A 17,938-nucleotide genomic window follows, 5' to 3' on the forward strand; every position below is an offset into this window, starting at 1 on the left:
CCGAGTATTCATTTTCCGTTCGGGAAGTGTCAACGGGCGGGCGGCCCTGCGGTCCATTTAATCAGGCGCTTGAGCGTTTGCCCTGCATGTCAATACGGCGTGCGCGCTCAGGACGCTGATTATCCCGGGCCCCTGGATGGACGAGGATGCGCGCGACGGCGTAGACTGCGGATTCGATCCGCTCATCTGCTCATCCAGTATCCGTACATGATCATTTCGTCCGCCACCGACTTCCGCCAGGCCGCGCGCCGCCGGCTGCCACCCTTCCTGTTCCACTACCTCGACGGCGGCGCGGGCGCCGAGCAGACCCTGTGCAGCAACGTCGACGACCTGCAGGCGATCAGGCTGCGCCAGCGCGTGCTGCGCGGCTCCGAGCAGCTCGATTTGAACGTGCAGTGGTTCGGCGAAAGCTATTCGCTGCCGATCGCGCTGGCGCCGGTTGGCCTGACCGGCATGTACGCCCGGCGCGGCGAGGTGCAGGCGGTGCGCGCCGCCTGCCACCGCAACATCCCGTTCATCCAGTCGACCGTCTCGGTGTGCCCGCTGGCCGAGGTGGCGGCCCAGGCCGCGCACCCGATCTGGTTCCAGCTGTACGTGCTGAAGGACCGCGGCTTCATGCGCGACGTGATGCGTCGTGCATGGGAACTCGGCTCGCGCACCCTGGTGTTCACGGTCGACATGCCGGTGCCCGGCGCGCGCTACCGCGACGCCCACAGCGGCATGAGCGGGCCGAACGCGCCGCTGCGGCGCATGCTGCAGGCGGTGCTGCATCCGCGCTGGGCCTGGGACGTGGGGCTGTTCGGCCGTCCGCACGACCTGGGCAACATCACGGCCTATCGCGGCAGCGCCACCGGCCTGGCCGACTACATCGGCTGGCTCGGCGCCAATTTCGACCCCGGCATCGCCTGGCCCGACCTGCAATGGATCCGCGACGAGTGGCAGGGCAAGCTGGTGATCAAGGGCATCCTCGATCCGGAAGATGCGCGCGATGCGCTGGCCTTCGGCGCCGACGGCATCGTGGTGTCGAACCACGGCGGCCGCCAGCTCGATGGGGCGCCGTCGAGCGCTTCGGTGCTGCCGGCCATCGCGGCCGAGGTCAAGGGACGGATGACGATCTTCGCCGACGGCGGCGTGCGCACCGGAACCGATGTGTTCCGCATGCTGGCGCTGGGGGCGGACGGCGTCCTGCTGGGGCGCGCCTTCGTCTATGCGCTCGCCACGCAAGGCCAGGCCGGGGTCGAGCGCCTGCTGCAGATCATGGAAAAGGACTTGCGCACGAATATGGTCCTGACCGGCGTGCGCAAGGTAGACGAGATCGGGCCGCACCTGCTGGCGGCCTGACCTTCCTTCAGGCCCGGCTCACTCTTGCGGATCGGGTCGCACGCGCGTGAGCTGGTAGTCGGCGGCGGAACGTTCGAGCGCCAGGCCCAGCACGTCCTTCAGCTCGTCCGGGCTCGCGCCCGCGTCCAGCTGGCGCTTGGCGAAGGTGTTGCGCAAGGTGCGCCCGCCGGAGCGCGACAAGTCCATGCCGGCCCGTTCGAAGGTGGCCCGCATCTGCATATACACGGTCTTCCTGGTCATCCTGGCGCCGGTCAGGTTGGCCGGGAACACGAACTCGCCCGGGATCGCCATCGCTTCGCGTTCCTCCATCCACGCGCGCAGCTCGTCGGCGCCTGCGCGGGGGAGGGCGACCTCGTGTTCGTGGCTGGTGTCGTGCTTTTCCTCCGGGGTGATCGTCAGCACGATCGCCCCATCGATCGACGCCTGGCGTCCGACTTCGGTGGTCAGGAGGCCGACCGCTTCCGATACCTTCAGTCCCGCCAGGGCGATGGCGACCTGCATGGCGCGGTCGCGCCGGCGTTTCCAGCCATCGAAAGGCGTGTTGCGCCGCCGCCGCGGCGCTTCGGCGGGCAGCGCGGCGAAGAAGCGCTGCAGCTGGTCTTCCGACAGCGTGCGTCCGGCCTCGTCCTTCGCCATGTGAGCGCGGTCGATGCCGAGGATCGCCTCCTGCGCCGGATTGGGCAAGACCCCGAGGTGTTCGTAGCAGCGTTCCAGCAGGCGCAGGTAGCGGTAGGCGATCTTGCTGTTCAGGACGCGCTTGCCCTTGACCGTGCGGCCGATGAAGCGCAGCAGGTCGGCCTTCGACACCCTGGAGAAGGTGAGTCCCTGTTCCTGCAGCCAGCCGGCCAGGTTGTTGAACATGAAGAGATAGATCTTTGCCGATGCCGCCGACGGTATCCGCAAGGTGCCGTCGGCGCGCTGGCGCCGGCCGGTTTCGGCGAAGGCCGCGGTGGACACGAAAGCCTTGAATGATTTGACTGGGTCGGCATCCCACGAAGTGGCGGTGTGCATGGCGAGACGGAGTGGATGGAGATGACGTCACCATATCATAAAACGTAACTAACCAACATAAAACAACCACACAAACAAATCAGCTAACGCCAACGACTACGAAGCAGATAACACTACTCAGCCAGGCTTGCAGGAAAGGAGCGGCCGGTGGACGCTCCATGCGCAGAGAAGGCGGTTCCGACGCCCCTGCGATGGCGCCGCGTGGGCGCCGTCGAGAATAGGTGCGGATGTCGGCGGCCTTACGCACCGCTGGTCCGGCCTGTCACGATCGGCGCGACGCTCGCCTGGCGCGCCAGCGTCGCGCCCAGCACCGCGCCGAGGCCGAGGCAACAGGCGATGCACAGGATGGCGACGGTGAAGGCGTCCGTGATCGCCGCCGGGTCGTCATGCACGCCGCGGACCGTGTAGAAGACGCCGCCGATCAGCGCCACGCTGAGCGCAGTGCCGACCTGCAGGGTCGAACTTGCGACGCCGGCGATCATCCCGGCATGGGCGGGCGCCACGCGGCCCGTGATCATCCGCATCAGCGACGGCAGCGCCAGCCCCTGGCCGCAGCCGATGACGAAGAGCAGGGCGGCCAGCGTCACCCCCGCCGGCGCGACACCCACCGGCGTCGCCGCCACCAGCGCGGTCAGGCCGATAAAGCCCGCTGTCAGCAATGCCATGCCGACCGGATTGAGCCACTCGCCCAGGAGGCGCCTGCCGAACGGCGTCGCCAGGGGGCCGAGCAGGTAGCCTAGGCCGAACGGCAGGAACACCAGGCCGGCGTCCAGGGCGCTCACGTGCAGCGCGTTCTGCAAATAGACCGAGAACAGCAGGAAAAAGGCGGCCAGCGCGTAAAGCAGCAAGGCGATCGCCAGCGCGCGTCGCATGCCCGGTGCGCGCAGCGCGGTGGGGTCGACCAGCGGCGCGCCGCCTGCGCGGACAAGCGCGTTCTGGTGGCGCCAGAAGCACCATGCCAGCACGGGCGCGGCGCACAGACACAGCCAGGACCACCAGGGCCAGCCGGCTTCCCGGCCTTCGATCAGCGGCACGATCAGGGCGCCCAGCGCCAGCACCGACAGCGCCGTGCCGCCCGGATCCAGCCGGCTCGAGCGCGGCGCCCGCGTTTCCTTCAGCAAGGGCAGGCCGAATGCCAGGACCAGGATCGCCACCGGCAGATTGACGAGGAAGATCATGCGCCAGCCCATGCCGAACAGGTCCAGTGCAATCAGGATGCCGCCCAGCGCCTGTCCGATGACGGAAGCCAGGCCGAACACGGCGCCGTACAGGCCGAGGGCGCGCGGCTTCTCGGCTTCCGGGAAGATCGCATGGACCGACGCGAGCGCCTGCGGCGCCATGATGGCGGCGGTCACTCCCTGCAAGGCGCGCCCGGCGATCAGCGCCGCCGGCGACCAGGCCAGGCCGCACAGCAGCGATGCGGCGGCGAAGCCGGCCAGCCCGAAAAGGAAGATCCGGCCACGACCGAACAGATCGCCCAGGCGTCCGCCGCTGATCAGGGTGACCGCATACAGCGCGGCGTAGGATGAAATGACGAGCTGCTCGGCCGAGGCCGAGGCGCCCAGTTCAGACTGGATCGACGGCAGCGCCACGTTGACGATGAAAAAGTCCAGCGGCGGCAGGAAGGAACCGACCAGCAGGACGGCGAAGATCGCCCAGCGGCGCGATTCGGGCAAGGTCGTGTGAGTCATCGGATTCCCTTTACGGAACCAATCGGTTCCAAATTGGACAAAAAAATTCAGTCGAGAAGACGCATGGCGGTGTCGACGATCGCGACCATCTCCGTCTCGGGAACGCCGGTCTTTCCCAGCACGCGCATGCCCTGGATCTGGCAGACAAGAAAATGGGCCAGCACCTGTGGGTCGCGTGGCGCGATTTCGCCGCTTGCCTGGCCGCGCGCGATCGCCTGCGCGTACAGTTGCTGCAGGCGGCGGAACATGCGGCCGGTGCGTTCGGCGATGTCCGGGTCGTGCGTGCCGACCTCGGCGGCCATCGCCACGATCAGGCATCCGCGCCGCCCCGCATCGCCGGAGGAGAGGGCGGCAAGGCGCATCAGCGAAGCGCGGATCGCTTCCCTGGCCGAGCCCGGCCTGGACAGGAGGTCAGTGGTGGCTTGCAGCCCCTTGTCCATGTACAGGTCGAGCGCGGCCAGCAGCAATCCCTTCTTGTCGCCGAACGCCTTGTACAGGCTGCCGCGCGACAGGCCCGTGCCTTCGATCAGGTCGGGCAGGGAAGCGCCTTCGTAGCCCCGGTCCCAGAATACGTTCATCGCATCGCGTGCGGCGACGTCCAGTTCGAATTCGCGTGGGCGACCGGGGCCGCCATGATTTGTCATCGATAATCCTGAGGTGCTGGTCAATATGTGAACCGATCGGTTCCTATATTAGCACCGCGCGCGAGAAGAATGCAACCGTGGGAGCTGCACGGCCCAACGACGCTCAGAGCGCGCGCAACACACCCATCGCCCCCGACATTTTTTCCGACAGCAGGGAGGTGTCGCTATGCGTCATGACCAGTTCCTGCGTGGCGCGGGTCATCGCCACATACAGCAGCCGCGCCTCGTCGCGGTCATCCTCGCCGTCCCTGGCCGGCGCGCCGATGCCGGGGATGCAGACGAGCGGGAATTCCAGCCCTTTGCTGCTGTGCATGGTGATCAGTTTCACGCTATCGTGTTCCGGGACGAACGAGCCCTTGCGATCCTGCTGCCACTGGAAGGGGATGCCCTTGTGCGCCAGGGCGTCGACGAGCAGCTTGCCGATGCCGTAGCGGCGGTAGACGACCGCCATGTCGTTCCATGGCGTTCCCAGGCGATTGGCTTCGGCCAGGCGATCGGCCAGGAACGCGGCTTCGTCCTTCAGCGTCGGCAAGGTAATGAGCAGGGGCTTGGGGCCGCGGCGCCCGGCGCTCATCGGCAGCACGGTCGGCGCCTGGTCCTCCTCGGCATCGCTTGGCGCCAGCAGGTTGTCGGCGAAGGCGCGCGCCACCGCCAGGATTTCGGCCGTATTGCGGTAGTTCAGCTTCAGGATGGTGGTGCGGCCCTTGGCCTGGATGCCGACGCTGGAAAACGAAAACCGCGGCTTCTTGCGGTCGCCGTAGATCGACTGGGCGTCGTCGTACAGCACCAGCAGCGAGTTCGAGTCCGGGTGGACCATCTGGACCACGAGCTTGAACCATTCCGGCTTGAAGTCGTGGCCCTCGTCGACCAGCACGGCGTCGTACTGCGCCGACGGGATCAGCTTCTGGTCGACCGAGCGGATCACGCGTTCCACGCAGGCTTCGAAGAAGGCGTTGGCATCGCCGTCATTGACCGGCTTGCCCGCGTGATAGGCGTCGAGCTGGCGCACGCACCAGGCATGGAAGGTGGCCACGTGGACCTTGTCCTGCAAGCCCTTCGCCGCCATCACGCTGGCCAGCTTGGTCGCCAGCGTCTTGTTATAGCACAGCACCAGGATCGGTCGCGTCGAGGATTTCGCCAGGTGTTCGGCCCGGTAACCAAGGATCAGCGTCTTGCCCGAACCGGCGACGCCGTGGATGACGCGGTGCCCTTCGCCCAGGCTGCGCGCCAGCTGCTCCTGCTGCAGGTCCATGACGCGCATGACGTCGGGCAGTTCGACCGTCCGCTGCCCCGGTTCGTCGAATGCGTCCGGCTGGGGCGGGATGCGCACCTCGGGGAAGATGTGCCAGCGGATGCGGTCGATCTGCGGCAACGTCAGTTTTCTCGTGAATTTGATCGGGAACATCTGCCACAGCCGCTGCTGGAAGCCTTCCGCGTCCACGGCTTCGGTCATCTCGTCCTGGCAGATGACGAGGTGCGGAGGAAGGACACCGTCCAGCTCGGCTTTGTCGAACTGCTTGCGGGTGATATTGGTCAATACCACGCCATGCCCGTAAGGAAATGAGGGCTTGCCTTTCAGCGAGCCGCTCGGCCACACCAGTTGCGGGTCGCGTTCGAGCTTGTTGACGACGGCGTACATGTACTGGCGTGCCTGCTCCAGTGGATTCTGCACGTGCTTGACGCCGTCGCCGGCGACGATCGCCACCGTCTGCTTGTCGATGCTGCGGATCGTGTCGGGACGCCAGTCCTTGACCTCGAGAACCAGCAGGCCCCGGTTCGGGTGAAACACGACGAAATCCGGGTGCTGGGTGCGGTCGCCGATCGAGACGTCATACCAGCACAGGTAATCGTCTTCCAGCTTGTCTTCGAGGCGGTTGGCCAGACGGCGTTCGCCGGGCGTCATTCGCGAGGCGCAAGCGCCGATCGAAGGAATCAGCGTTGCCATGTGCGCTCCTAGTTTTGCTCGCGAACCATTTTACTTGACACCAGAATGGCCAAAACTCGCCAATTCCCACGTTCCGGCGCCCCGCACGACCATGTCGTGCTATTTTGCCCGGTCCAGCAGCCCACGCGCCTGCAACCACTCTTCGGCGCGCCGCGGCCACGCAGATGCGGTGCCCAGATTGGGCCGCATGCCCATCCCATGCTCGCCATGCTCGAATACATACATTTCGGCGGGCACCTTGGCGCGCGTCAGCGCCTGGTAGAACAGGATGCTGTTCTCGACCGGCACGGCGGCATCGGCCTGGGTATGGATCAGCAAGGTCGGCGGCGTGCGCGCCGTGACCTGGCGCGCGACCGACATCAGCTCCACGTCGGCCGCGCTCGGCGACGCCCCTAGCAGGGCGTTGCGCGAGCCCATGTGCGCTGCTGGGCCTTCGAGCGCGATCACCGGGTACATCAGCACCAGGAAATCGGGCCTGGCGCTGACCGCGTCCAACCCGGCGCCGGTGCGCCCCAGCGGATGGTCGAACAGGGTGCCCGCGCTGGCGGCGAGGTGGCCGCCGGCCGAGCTGCCCATCACGCCGATGCGCTCCGGCCGCAGCTTGTACTGGGCTGCCTGCGAGCGCACCAGGCGCACCGCGCGCAGCACGTCCTGCAGCGGCGCCGGATGGCCGAATTCCCGCATGCGGTACTTGAGCACGAAGGCGGTCACGCCCAGGCTCGACAGCCAGCGCGCATATTGTTCGCCTTCGCGCTCGATGGCCAGGCGTTCATAGCCGCCGCCGGGACAGATGATGACGGCGCTGCCGTTGGCGCGGTCGACCGCGGCAAGATAGACGGTGAGGGTGGGCTCGGAAACCCGGCTGATCCTGCCGTCGACATAGCGCTCCGGTTCCAGTCCGGCGCGGGCGCCGGGCACGCCCTCGGGCCAGAGCGGGATCGTGGCGGGTGCCGGTGGCCAGCCTTCTGCCGATGCAGGCGCGGCTGACAGCGCGGCCCCCGATGTGGATGCGGCCAGCATGGCGGCCCCGATCTGTTTCAACATGCGTCTCCGTGTCGTGTGCATGGTTATCCTTGATTATTATTATCCTTATAGTAACCCAGTGACGGCTGAGCAAGCACTGGAATGAAGCATCCGGCCAGAGGCGACGCAGCGCCTGCGTGTTAGAATACGCGCCTATCCTTGGCAGTAGCGGATCGAGCGAAGTGAGACGCTCCACGAGAAATTCGGTACTGTAATAAGCGACCATGAGCCCTGTCCCGACAGGGCTTTGTATTTTTTCCCACCGTATCTGGATTTTTCCATGGAAATTAAAGTCAACTTCCTCGACAAGCTTCGCCTGGAAGCCAAGTTCGACGATTTCACCGTCATCGCCGACCAGCCCATCCGCTACAAGGGCGATGGATCGGCGCCGGGGCCTTTCGATTACTTCCTGGCCTCGTCCGCCCTGTGCGCGGCGTATTTCGTGAAGTTGTACTGCAATACCCGGAATATCCCGACCGAGAATATCCGGCTGTCGCAAAACAATATCGTCGACCCGGAAAACCGTTACCAGCAGATCTTCAAGATCCAGGTCGAGCTCCCGGCGGACATTTCCGACAAGGACCGCCAGGGCATCCTGCGCTCGATCGAGCGCTGCACGGTGAAGAAAGTCGTCCAGGCCGGCCCCGAATTCGTGATCGAGGAAGTGGCCAACCTGGACGCCGACGCCCAGGCCCTTCTGACCCTGCAGCCGGACGCGCAATCGCGCACCTACATCCCGGGCAAGGACCTGCCGCTGGAACAGACCATCGCCAATATGTCCGGCATGCTGGCCAGCTGGGGCATCAAGATCGAAATCGCGTCGTGGCGCAATATCGTGCCCAATGTATGGTCGCTGCATATCCGCGACGCGCATTCGCCGATGTGCTTCACCAACGGCAAGGGCGCGACCAAGGAAAGCGCGCTGGCGTCAGCCCTGGGCGAATACATCGAACGCTTGAACAACAACCACTTCTATGCCGGCGTGTTCTGGGGCGAGGACATCGCCAACGCCGAGTTCGTGCATTATCCGAACGAGCGCTGGTTCAAGCCAGGCCCGGACGGTGCGCTGCCGGAAGGGATCCTCGACGAATACAGCCTGTCGTTCTACGATCCCGATGGCGAATTGCGCGGCTCGCACCTGATCGACACCAATTCGGGCAATGTCGAGCGCGGCATCGTCGCGCTGCCCTTCGTGCGCCATTCGGACGGCGAGGTCGTGTATTTCCCGTCGAACCTGGTCGAGAACCTGTATGCCAGCAATGGCATGAGCGCCGGTAACACGCTGGCCGAAGCGCAGGTGCAGTGCCTGTCCGAGATCTTCGAGCGCGCCGTCAAGCGCGAGATCCTGGAAGGCGAGATGGCCTTGCCCGACGTGCCGCAAGAAGTGCTGGCCAAATATCCGGGCATCGTGGCCGGCATCAAGGGCCTGGAAGAGCAGGGCTTCCCGGTGCTGGTCAAGGACGCCTCGCTGGGCGGCCAATACCCGGTGATGTGCGTGACCCTGATGAACCCGCGCACCGGCGGCGTCTTCGCGTCCTTCGGCGCCCACCCCAACTTCGAGGTGGCGCTGGAACGCAGCCTGACCGAACTGCTGCAGGGCCGCAGCTTCGAAGGCCTGAACGACCTGCCGCGGCCGACCTTCGCCAGCGAAGCCGTGACCGAGCCGTATAACTTCGTCGAGCACTTCATCGATTCGAGCGGCGTCGTGTCGTGGCGCTTCTTCAGCGCCAAATCGGATTACGATTTCGTCGAGTGGGACTTCAGCGCCCAGGGCGACAACGCCAACGCCGAGGAAGCCGCGACCCTGCTCGCGATCCTCGAAGAGATGGGCAAGGAAATCTACACCGCCGTGTACGACCAGCTGGGCGCGGTGGCCTGCCGTATCCTGGTGCCCGATTATTCCGAGGTGTATCCGGTCGAAGACCTGATCTGGGATAACACGAATAAATCGCTGCTGTTCCGTTCCGATATCCTGAACCTGCACCGCCTGGACGACGACAGCCTGGAGGCGCTCCTTGAGCGCCTGGAAAACAATGAGCTGGACGAGTATTCCGATATCGCCAGCCTGATCGGCATCGAGTTCGACGAAAACACCGACTGGGGCCAGCTGACGGTGCTCGAGCTGCGCCTGTTGATCAACCTCGCACTGAAGCGTTTCGAGGACGCGCACGAACTGGTCGGCGCCTTCCTGCAGTACAACGACAACACCGTCGAGCGCGGCCTGTTCTACCAGGCGCTGAACGTGGTGCTCGAGGTGGTGCTGGACGACGAGATGGAACTCGACGACTACGTCGTCAACTTCCGCCGCATGTTCGGCGACACGCGGATGGATGCGGTGCTGGGCTCGGTCGACGGCAGCGTGCGCTTCTACGGCTTAAGCCCGACCAGCATGCAGCTGGAAGGGCTCGATCGCCACCACCGCCTGATCGATAGCTACCGCAAGCTGCACGCGGCGCGCGCCATGGCGGCAGCCAAATAAGGCCAGCATGATCCAGCCCCTGTCCGCAGGGGCTTTTTTTTGCCTTCAAGCCAATCCCTCGCTAGAATCGTCGTGTTCGCTTGCACGCTCCGGGGAGACGCCAGATGCGCGACGCAATCATCATCGGCGCCGGCCATAACGGCCTGGCCTGCGCCTGGTACCTGGCCCGCGCCGGCTTGAAGGTGACGCTGCTCGAGCGGCGCGGCGTCGTCGGCGGCGCCGCGGTCACCGAGGAATTCCATCCCGGCTTTCGCAACTCCGTGGCCGCCTACACCGTCTCGCTGCTCAACCCCAAGGTGATCCGCGACATGGAACTGGGCCGGCACGGCCTGCGCATCGTCGAACGACCGCTGTCCAACTTCCTCCCATTCGAGGATGGCCGCTACCTGAAGGTCGGCGCCGGGCGGACCGCTCTTGAAGTGGCCAAGTTCTCGCAGCGCGACGCCGCGCGCCTGGACGACTACCACCGGCACCTGAACGACGCGGCCGACCTGCTGCGCGAGCTGGTGCTGCAGACGCCGCCGAACCGCGTCGAGGGCGGCTGGCTCGCCGCGCTGCCCGAACTGCTCAAGGCCGGCCGCATCGGCAACCGCATGCGCAAGCTGTCGCTGGCGAGCCAGCGCGCGCTGCTGGACCTGTTCACCAAGTCGGCCGGCGACGTCCTGGACGGCTGGTTCGAGAGCGATCCGATCAAGGCCGCCTATGGTTTCGACAGCGTGGTGGGCAACTACGCCAGTCCCTACACGCCCGGTTCGGCCTATGTGCTGCTGCACCACGTGTTCGGCGAGGTCAATGGAAAAAAGGGCGCCTGGGGCCACGCGATCGGCGGCATGGGCGCCATCACCCAGGCGATGGCGAAGGCGGTGCAGGCCCTGGGCGTCGAGATCCGCACCGGATGCGCGGTGGCCGAAGTCGTGCTGCACAAGGGCCGCGCCACCGGCGTCGTCACCGGCGACGGCCAGCGCTTCGATGCGCGCGCCGTCGTGTCGAATCTCAATCCGCGCCTGCTGTACACACGGCTGGTCGACCCTGGCGCGCTGCCGGCCGACTTCCTGCGTCGCATGGAAGGATGGCGCTGCGGTTCGGGCACCTTCCGCATGAACGTCGCGCTGTCCGAACTGCCGGACTTTCGCTGCCTGCCGGGCAAGGGTATGGCCGAACACCATGGCAGCGGCATCATCATCGCACCCAGCCTGCATTACATGGAGCGCGCCTACCACGACGCGCGCGCCGCGGGCTGGTCGCAGGCGCCGATCGTCGAACTCCTGATCCCGTCGACGCTCGACCCGACCCTGGCCCCGCCGGGGCAGCACGTGGCGAGCCTGTTCTGCCAGCACGTCGCGCCAATACTCCCCGATGGCGCGAGCTGGGACGATCACCGCGAGCGGGTGGCCGACCTCATGATCGACACCGTCGACCGCCATGCGCCGAACTTCAGGCGCGCGGTGCTGGGCCGCCAGATCATGAGCCCGCTCGACCTGGAACGCACTTTCGGCCTGGTCGGCGGCGACATCTTCCACGGCGCGCTGGGACTCGACCAGCTGTTCTCGGCGCGCCCGATGCTGGGCCATGCCGACTACCGCGGCCCCGTGCCGGGGCTGTACACCTGCGGGTCGGGCGCCCATCCCGGCGGCGGCGTGACCGGTGCGCCGGGCCACAACGCCGCGCGCGAGATCCTGCGCGACTTCAGGCAGCGAGCCGCTTAGGCCGCTCAACCCAGGCGCTTGAACCCAGGCGCTTCGATCAACTTGATGACTAAACCCGCCAGGCCGTTGTGCATGGTGGGTTGGAATCCTAATATATCACCGCAGTCGGCCGATCGGATTCTCTGAGGTAACCCTAGTCCGCTGCTGTCTCTTTGCTGGCTCGCCCGGTGCGAGCCAGCCCTTTTGAGATTCCCGATGGATGGCCGCGTGAGCTGAAATACTAGTCGATCACGCCGCTAGCAGCACGCATTCCACAATTATTATCAGGAGACACAATGAGTTTTCCATCCCCGCGCCGCCGCTCGGCGTTGACCGCGATTGCCCACGCCGCGGCCCTGCTGGCCGCCGGCGCCATGACCGCACAGGCCCAGGAGTCCGGCGCGCAGTCGTCGGAAGGCTTGCAAGTGGTGACGGTGACGGCGCAGAAGCGCCCGCAGGCGATGCAAGACGTGCCGGTGGCGGTCAGCACCGTGGACGAGCGCGCGATCGAGAACCAGCAGATCGTCGGTTTCTCGGACCTGACCCGGGTGGCGCCGGCCCTGACCATCAACGAGAATCCCAACAACAACAATATCGCGCTGCGCGGCATCGGCACCTTCGCCTTCAGCATCGGCATCGAATCGGCGGTCTCGGTGATCATCGACGACGTGCCCGTGATCCAGCAGTTGCAGGCGTTCTCCAACCTGAGCGACATCGCGCGCGTCGAAGTGCTGCGCGGCCCGCAGGGCACGCTGTTCGGCAAGAACTCGTCGGCCGGCGTCATCAACATCGTCACCAAGGAATCGAGCGAGGAGCAAGAAGGCCATGCCCAGGTCACCCTGACCAGCGACGGCGAGAAGCGTCTGGAAACGGGCATCTCGGGCCCGGTCAGCGACAAGCTGGGCTATCGCCTGAACGCCTACACCGGCAACCGCGAGGGCGACGTCACCAACCTCGAGTCGGGCGCCAGGCTGAACGGCGAACGCAGCAAGGGCGCGCGCCTGCGCCTCGACTTCAAGCCCACCACGCGCCTCGACGGCCGCCTGATCGCCGACTACAACAAGCGCCGTATCGAAGGCCCGGTCACGACCTTCCTGTCGGTGCCGCCGGGCGCCAGCCTGCGCGGCGTGGCGCCGATCGGCCCGGCCCTGGTGGGCGTCACGCCGGGCCCGGACAACCGCGACGTCCGGATGGATGATCCGGGCTTCGCCGAACACGAGTCGCGCAGCATCGCAGGCACCCTGAACTGGAAGCTGGACAACCACACGATCACCTCGGTCACCACCTGGCAGGATTGGCAGTTCGACTTCCTGGCCGACTTCGACGGCACCAGCCTCGACCAGCTCGGCCCGCAGTCGAACGGCCGCTTCCACGGCGGCGTGACCGCCGGCGGCCCATACCGCTCGCGCATGTCGACCCAGGAACTGCGCCTGTCGTCCAACGGCGACGGCGCGCTCACTTACCTCGGCGGCCTGTATTACGCCGATTCGCGCACCGAACGCACCTATGTGCGCGGCCCGTTCTCGAACCTGGCCGACTGGGAGGCGCGCTCCGGCAACCAGACCGCCGCCGCCTTCGCCCAGGCCGAATACCGGATCACGCCCGCCACCCGCGTCAGCACCGGCGTGCGCTTCAACCGCGAAACGATCGAGGTCGACTTCGCCAACCGGCTGCCGGCGGTGCCGGCCATCTTCGACGGGCGCAGCCGCGACGACGCCACCACCGGCAAGATCGCCCTGCAGCACGACCTGGTCAGGGACGTGATGGTCTACGGTTCCTTCGCCACCGGCTACAAGGGCGCCGGCTACGACGTCTCGACCGGCTTCAACGAGGCCCGCGTGCGGCTGCCGGTGGCGCCGGAGACGTCCGAATCGTGGGAGCTCGGCATGAAGAGCCGGTTCTTCCGCAACCGCCTGCAGCTTAACGCCACCGTGTTCCACACCGACTACGAGGACTTCCAGGCCCAGTCGCGCCGCCTCGATCCGCTCACCCAGGCCTACGAGAATGTCGTCACCAACGTCGGCGAACTGCGCACCCGCGGCCTGGAGCTGGAAGTGCAGGCCAAGCCGATCAACACGCTGCTGCTTGAAGCCTCGGTGGCCTGGGTCGACGCGACGATCAAGAAGTTCCCGAACACGAACTGCTATCCTGGCCAGACCGCGGCCGAGGGCTGCATCCTGATCGGCGGCGTGCCGCTGCAGGACCTGTCCGGCAAGCGCCTGTCGAACGCGCCGCGCACCAAGCTCAATCTGGGCGCGACCTATAATTTCCCGATCGGGGAGAGCGGCTACAGCGGCATCGCCAACATCAACGGCCAGTACCAGTCGAGCGTCAACTACGACCTGGCCGCCAATCCGCTGGCCGACCAGAAGGGCTATGGCACCGTCAACGGCAGCATCGCCTTCTTCAATCCGTCGCAGGACGTGAAGCTGACCTTCTATGTCAACAATCTGTTCGACAAGAGTTATGCCAGCTTCGTCGGCGACAATTACAACGTGTTCGGCAACGTGCACGTGCTGACCCAGACCCTGCCGCGCAATGCAGACCGTTACTTCGGCGTGCGCATGAAAGTCGACTTCTGAGATTCAGGCATATGAAAACACTCCTCACGGCATTCTGGATCTTCGTTGGCGCGCTGGCCTGCCAGGCGGCGCTGGCGGATACTCTGCGCCCCACCTTCCTGCTCACCGGCGCGCTGCACCGCGACAGCCAGGACCTGTCCGGCCAGTGGACTTATTCGAAAGACCTGTACCGCACCGGCCTCACCGACATCAACGGCTGGGTGGCCAAATCGCGCATGCAGCGCGCGCGCGACGTCGACGTCGCCGCCGTCGAAGCCAGGGGCGGCGTCGACTTCTACGAATTCGACATGGACCGCGGCCCGCTCATCAACGTGCCCGGGGCCTGGAACGCGGCGGCGGCCGAGCTGCGCTACTACGATGGCCTGATCTGGTTCCAGCGCAAGTTCGACGCGCGGCTGAAAGCCGGCAAGCGCGCCTTCCTGCGCTTCGAGGCGGTCAACTACCGTGCCTATGTCTACCTCAACGGCAAGGAAGTGGGTCGTCACGAAGGCGGCTTCACGCCCTTCGTGCTGGAAGTGACCGAGGCCCTGCGCGCGGGCGACAACCGGCTGGTGGTCGGTGTCGACTCGAGCCATGACGCCCAGTCGATCCCGACCCAGATCACCGACTGGGACCTGTACGGTGGCATCACCCGCAAGGTCAGCCTGATCACCACGCCCGCGACCTTCATCGACGATGCGACGCTGACCTTGCGGCCGGACGGCCGCATCGCCGGCGAAGTCCAGCTGCAGGGACCGCAGGCCGCGAACCAGGCGGTGACGGTGGCGATCGGCGCGCTCGGCACGGCGCGCGCCACCACCGACGCCAACGGCCGCGCGCTGCTCGACCTGCCGGCGCCGAAGGGCCTGGAGCGCTGGACGCCTGAAAAGCCGACCCTGTACGACGTGCGCTTTTCCGCCAACGGCGACCAGGTGCGCGATCGCATGGGCTTTCGCACCATCGCCGTCAAGGGCAACCAGATCCTCCTGAACGGCAAGCCGCTGTTCTTGCGCGGCATCTCGCTGCACGAGGAGGAGTTCGGGCCGAACCCGGCGCGCAACATGACCGAGCAGGCGTCGCGCGCGCTGCTGCACGAGATCAAGCACGGCCTGAACGGCAACTATGTGCGCCTGTCGCACTATCCGCACTCCGAGACCACGGTGCGCCTGGCCGACGAAATGGGCCTGCTGGTGTGGAGCGAAATCCCGGTCTACTGGACCGTCGACTGGGACAACCCGGCGGTGCTGCGCAAGGCGCTCGTGATGCAGGCCGAGACCATCTACCGCGACCGCAACCGGGCCTCGGTGATCCTGTGGAGCGTCGGGAACGAGACGCCGGTGTCGCCGTCCCGCACGCGCTTCCACGGCGCCATGGCCGACAATGTGCGCGCCCTCGATCCGACCCGGCTGGTGAGCGCCGCGCTGCTGGTCGAGCGCAAGGGCGACGTGCTGGAGATCCAGGATCCGCTGATCGACAAGCTCGACGTGCTGGCGGTGAACGTGTATGCCGGCTGGTACGGTCCCGACACGCTGGACGGCATCGCGAACCTGCGCTGGAACGTCCCCGGCGAGCGGCCGCTGATCCTGTCCGAATTCGGCGCCGACGCGCTGGCGGGGCACCGCGGCCAGGGGCTCAGGAAGTTCAGCGAGGAATACCAGGCCGAGTACTACCGCAAGACGCTGGCCATGGCCGAGGGCATCCCGACGCTGCGCGGCCTGTCGCCCTGGATCCTGAAGGACTTCCGCTCGCCGCGCCGCGAACACCCGGTGTTCCAGAACGGCTGGAACCGCAAGGGCATCCTGTCCGAGACCGGCGTGCGCAAGCAGGCCTTCGACGTGCTGGCCGACTACTACCGCCGCAAATGAGCAACCACGCCGTGGCCACGGGCCACGCGCTTCGCTCATGATCTTGATTGATTGGCACAGGGCGCGGACAGCGGGCCGCCGATGGTGAACAATAGGGCACTGGAACATTGATATACCAGCGGCCCGCAGCGCCAGGAGAGACAGGACATGAACCCCGCCGACGACAGCTTCCACCTCGACCGCTCGCGCAACGCGACCATCCAGGTGTTCGAGCATTTGCGCGAACTGATCGTCGGCCTGGCCATCAAGCCGGGCACGGTGCTGGCGCGGCCCCAGTTGTGCGAGTACTACAAGCTGTCGGCCAGCCCGGTGCGCGAGGCGCTGCTGCGCCTGGAAGAAGAGCATCTGGTCGACATCTACCCGCAGCACCAGACCCGGGTGCGCCGCATCGACCTGGCCCAGGCCAGGCAGGCGCACTTCTTGCGGCTGTCGGTGGAGCTCGAGATGGTGCAGGTGCTGGCCCAGGACGCCGACCCGGTCCTGGCGCGCACCCTGGCCGGGCTGGTCGAGCGCCAGCGCGCCAGCCTGGATTCGGGCGACCTGGGCACGTTCACCCAGGTCGACATGGAATTCCACCGCTGCCTGTACCACGCCGCGGCGGTGCCGGACCTGTGGTCCATGATGCGCAGCCGCAGCGGCAACCTGGACCGCCTGCGGCGCCTGCACCTGCCGCTCAACGGCAAGGCGCAGTCGATCCTGGACGAACACGGCGCGATCGCCCAGGCCATCGCGCGCGGCGACGCGCAGGCGGCCCAGCAGATGGTGCGCACGCACCTGTCGGGAACGCTCAGCGCGATCGACGCGCTGCGCACGCGTTATCCCGACCTGCTGCTGCCGCTCGACTACGGCGCGCCGGCGCTGGCTGCCTGAGGTTAGCGCACGTCGAGCAGTTCGACGTCGAAGATCAGGCTCGCGTTCGGTGGAATCGGACCTGCGCCGCCGGCGCCATAGCCCATCTCGGGCGGCAGGATCAGCGTGCGCTTGCCGCCGACCTTCATGCCTTGCACGCCTTCGTCCCAGCCGCGGATGACCTGGCCGGCGCCCAACTGGAAACTGAACGGCGCGCGTCCGACCGAGGAGTCGAACTGCGTGCCGCGCAGCGTTTCCTTGCCCGGCTCGTACAGCCAGCCGGTGTAGTTGACGACCGCGGTGGCGCCGGCCACGGCTTCCTTGCCGCTTCCGGGAATGGTGTCGATCTTCTGGAAGGCGACCGCGGACGCGGCCGACTGCGGCGCCTGGGCGCGGTCGCAGCCGGCCAGCGCCAGCGTCAGGCCCAGGCCGAGGACGCAGGAGGACAGCAGGTGTTTCATAGTCTTCTTTCTTTGGTGGTTGCCGTAAATGGGATGCCCGGGAGCATACATGGCGCCGCGCGCGCTGCCAACACCGGCGCATCCACGGGGCGGGCCCATGTTCGCGGACGGCGTTGGCCACCCGACCGGCGCGACGGCGTCGACCGCGAGCCTGGCGCGTCGAGCCGCGTGCGCACGACACACTGGACCTTGCAACTGTCGTCAACAAGCCCGCTTCGGCGGGCTTTTTTTCGTATGTACGCCAATCCCGCGTCGCGTGTAAAAGGATGTATGAAATATTTTGTGTATTTATGTCAACGGAATGACTTGGCAGAGCGTTAAGGCTGGTATCGAAGGGCGCGACCCGGCATGTCCGGAGCATGTGTACGCAAGCCCGAATCACA

The 17,938-nt window shown here is 66.3% G+C and carries 12 protein-coding genes; 6 read left to right on the top strand and 6 right to left on the bottom strand.

All coding sequences use genetic code 11. The annotated features are described in order from the left end of the window. The first annotated feature begins 207 nt into the window (after nt 1-207). Entirely contained in the window at nt 208-1,341 is a 1,134-nt protein-coding gene (gene lldD, locus LO55_RS18210) for an FMN-dependent L-lactate dehydrogenase LldD (protein WP_071362552.1), read from the top strand. Between the two features lie 18 nt (nt 1,342-1,359). Here the strand turns inward: lldD and LO55_RS18215 are convergent, their stop codons facing one another. The 5 genes from LO55_RS18215 to LO55_RS18235 form a co-directional block, all read right to left on the bottom strand. Continuing rightward, nucleotides 1,360-2,352 carry a site-specific integrase gene (locus tag LO55_RS18215; RefSeq protein WP_071362553.1) on the bottom strand — a complete coding sequence of 331 codons (993 nt, stop codon included), beginning with the start codon at nt 2,350-2,352 and terminating at the stop codon, nt 1,360-1,362. Between the two features lie 239 nt (nt 2,353-2,591). After that, on the bottom strand, nt 2,592-4,043 hold the full coding sequence (locus LO55_RS18220) for an MFS transporter (RefSeq protein WP_071362554.1): 1,452 nt from the start codon (nt 4,041-4,043) through the stop codon (nt 2,592-2,594). A gap of 47 nt (nt 4,044-4,090) precedes the next feature. After that, entirely contained in the window at nt 4,091-4,687 is a 597-nt protein-coding gene (locus LO55_RS18225; protein ID WP_071362555.1) for a TetR/AcrR family transcriptional regulator, read from the bottom strand. 103 nt (nt 4,688-4,790) lie between these two features. Further along, the gene (locus LO55_RS18230) at nt 4,791-6,632 is read right to left on the bottom strand and encodes a DEAD/DEAH box helicase (RefSeq protein WP_071362556.1); all 1,842 of its coding nucleotides are present in this window, start codon (nt 6,630-6,632) and stop codon (nt 4,791-4,793) included. Nucleotides 6,633-6,731: 99 nt separating this feature from the next. Next, on the bottom strand, nt 6,732-7,676 hold the full coding sequence (locus LO55_RS18235) for an alpha/beta hydrolase (protein ID WP_229410174.1): 945 nt from the start codon (nt 7,674-7,676) through the stop codon (nt 6,732-6,734). A 259-nt stretch (nt 7,677-7,935) separates the two neighbouring features. Between LO55_RS18235 and LO55_RS18240 the strand changes: the two genes are divergently transcribed. The 5 genes from LO55_RS18240 to LO55_RS18260 all read left to right on the top strand — a co-directional run bounded on the left by LO55_RS18240 (nt 7,936) and on the right by LO55_RS18260 (nt 17,115). Next, nucleotides 7,936-10,134 carry an OsmC domain/YcaO domain-containing protein gene (locus LO55_RS18240; RefSeq protein WP_071362557.1) on the top strand — a complete coding sequence of 733 codons (2,199 nt, stop codon included), beginning with the start codon at nt 7,936-7,938 and terminating at the stop codon, nt 10,132-10,134. A gap of 104 nt (nt 10,135-10,238) precedes the next feature. Next, nucleotides 10,239-11,840, top strand: coding sequence for a phytoene desaturase family protein (locus tag LO55_RS18245; RefSeq protein ID WP_071362558.1), 1,602 nt, complete (start codon nt 10,239-10,241; stop codon nt 11,838-11,840). A 275-nt stretch (nt 11,841-12,115) separates the two neighbouring features. Next, entirely contained in the window at nt 12,116-14,401 is a 2,286-nt protein-coding gene (locus LO55_RS18250) for a TonB-dependent receptor (protein ID WP_071362559.1), read from the top strand. An 11-nt stretch (nt 14,402-14,412) separates the two neighbouring features. Beyond that, entirely contained in the window at nt 14,413-16,245 is a 1,833-nt protein-coding gene (locus LO55_RS18255) for a glycoside hydrolase family 2 protein (protein WP_071362560.1), read from the top strand. Nucleotides 16,246-16,392: 147 nt separating this feature from the next. Continuing rightward, nucleotides 16,393-17,115 (top strand): GntR family transcriptional regulator, encoded by a 723-nt coding sequence (locus tag LO55_RS18260; protein WP_071362561.1) that lies wholly within the window; start codon nt 16,393-16,395, stop codon nt 17,113-17,115. Between the two features lie 2 nt (nt 17,116-17,117). Here LO55_RS18260 and LO55_RS18265 read toward each other — a convergent pair whose 3' ends face one another. After that, complete coding sequence (locus tag LO55_RS18265) at nt 17,118-17,555, bottom strand: FKBP-type peptidyl-prolyl cis-trans isomerase (RefSeq protein WP_005670449.1); 438 nt, start codon at nt 17,553-17,555, stop codon at nt 17,118-17,120. Nucleotides 17,556-17,938: the final 383 nt, after the last annotated feature.

Origin of the sequence: Massilia timonae (assembly GCF_001866515.1) — a bacterium.
GTDB classification, from domain to species: Bacteria; Pseudomonadota; Gammaproteobacteria; order Burkholderiales; family Burkholderiaceae_D; genus Telluria; species Telluria timonae.

What these genes read in the sequence shown, in the direction of transcription:
- LO55_RS18225 (WP_071362555.1), bottom strand. Translation starts at nt 4,687, where the DNA reads ATGACAAATCATGGCGGCCCCGGTCGCCCACGCGAATTCGAACTGGAC.
- LO55_RS18240 (WP_071362557.1), top strand. Translation starts at nt 7,936, where the DNA reads ATGGAAATTAAAGTCAACTTCCTCGACAAGCTTCGCCTGGAAGCCAAG.
- LO55_RS18230 (WP_071362556.1), bottom strand. Translation starts at nt 6,632, where the DNA reads ATGGCAACGCTGATTCCTTCGATCGGCGCTTGCGCCTCGCGAATGACG.
- LO55_RS18250 (WP_071362559.1), top strand. Translation starts at nt 12,116, where the DNA reads ATGAGTTTTCCATCCCCGCGCCGCCGCTCGGCGTTGACCGCGATTGCC.
- lldD (WP_071362552.1), top strand. Translation starts at nt 208, where the DNA reads ATGATCATTTCGTCCGCCACCGACTTCCGCCAGGCCGCGCGCCGCCGG.
- LO55_RS18235 (WP_229410174.1), bottom strand. Translation starts at nt 7,676, where the DNA reads ATGTTGAAACAGATCGGGGCCGCCATGCTGGCCGCATCCACATCGGGG.
- LO55_RS18215 (WP_071362553.1), bottom strand. Translation starts at nt 2,352, where the DNA reads ATGCACACCGCCACTTCGTGGGATGCCGACCCAGTCAAATCATTCAAG.
- LO55_RS18260 (WP_071362561.1), top strand. Translation starts at nt 16,393, where the DNA reads ATGAACCCCGCCGACGACAGCTTCCACCTCGACCGCTCGCGCAACGCG.
- LO55_RS18255 (WP_071362560.1), top strand. Translation starts at nt 14,413, where the DNA reads ATGAAAACACTCCTCACGGCATTCTGGATCTTCGTTGGCGCGCTGGCC.
- LO55_RS18220 (WP_071362554.1), bottom strand. Translation starts at nt 4,043, where the DNA reads ATGACTCACACGACCTTGCCCGAATCGCGCCGCTGGGCGATCTTCGCC.
- LO55_RS18265 (WP_005670449.1), bottom strand. Translation starts at nt 17,555, where the DNA reads ATGAAACACCTGCTGTCCTCCTGCGTCCTCGGCCTGGGCCTGACGCTG.
- LO55_RS18245 (WP_071362558.1), top strand. Translation starts at nt 10,239, where the DNA reads ATGCGCGACGCAATCATCATCGGCGCCGGCCATAACGGCCTGGCCTGC.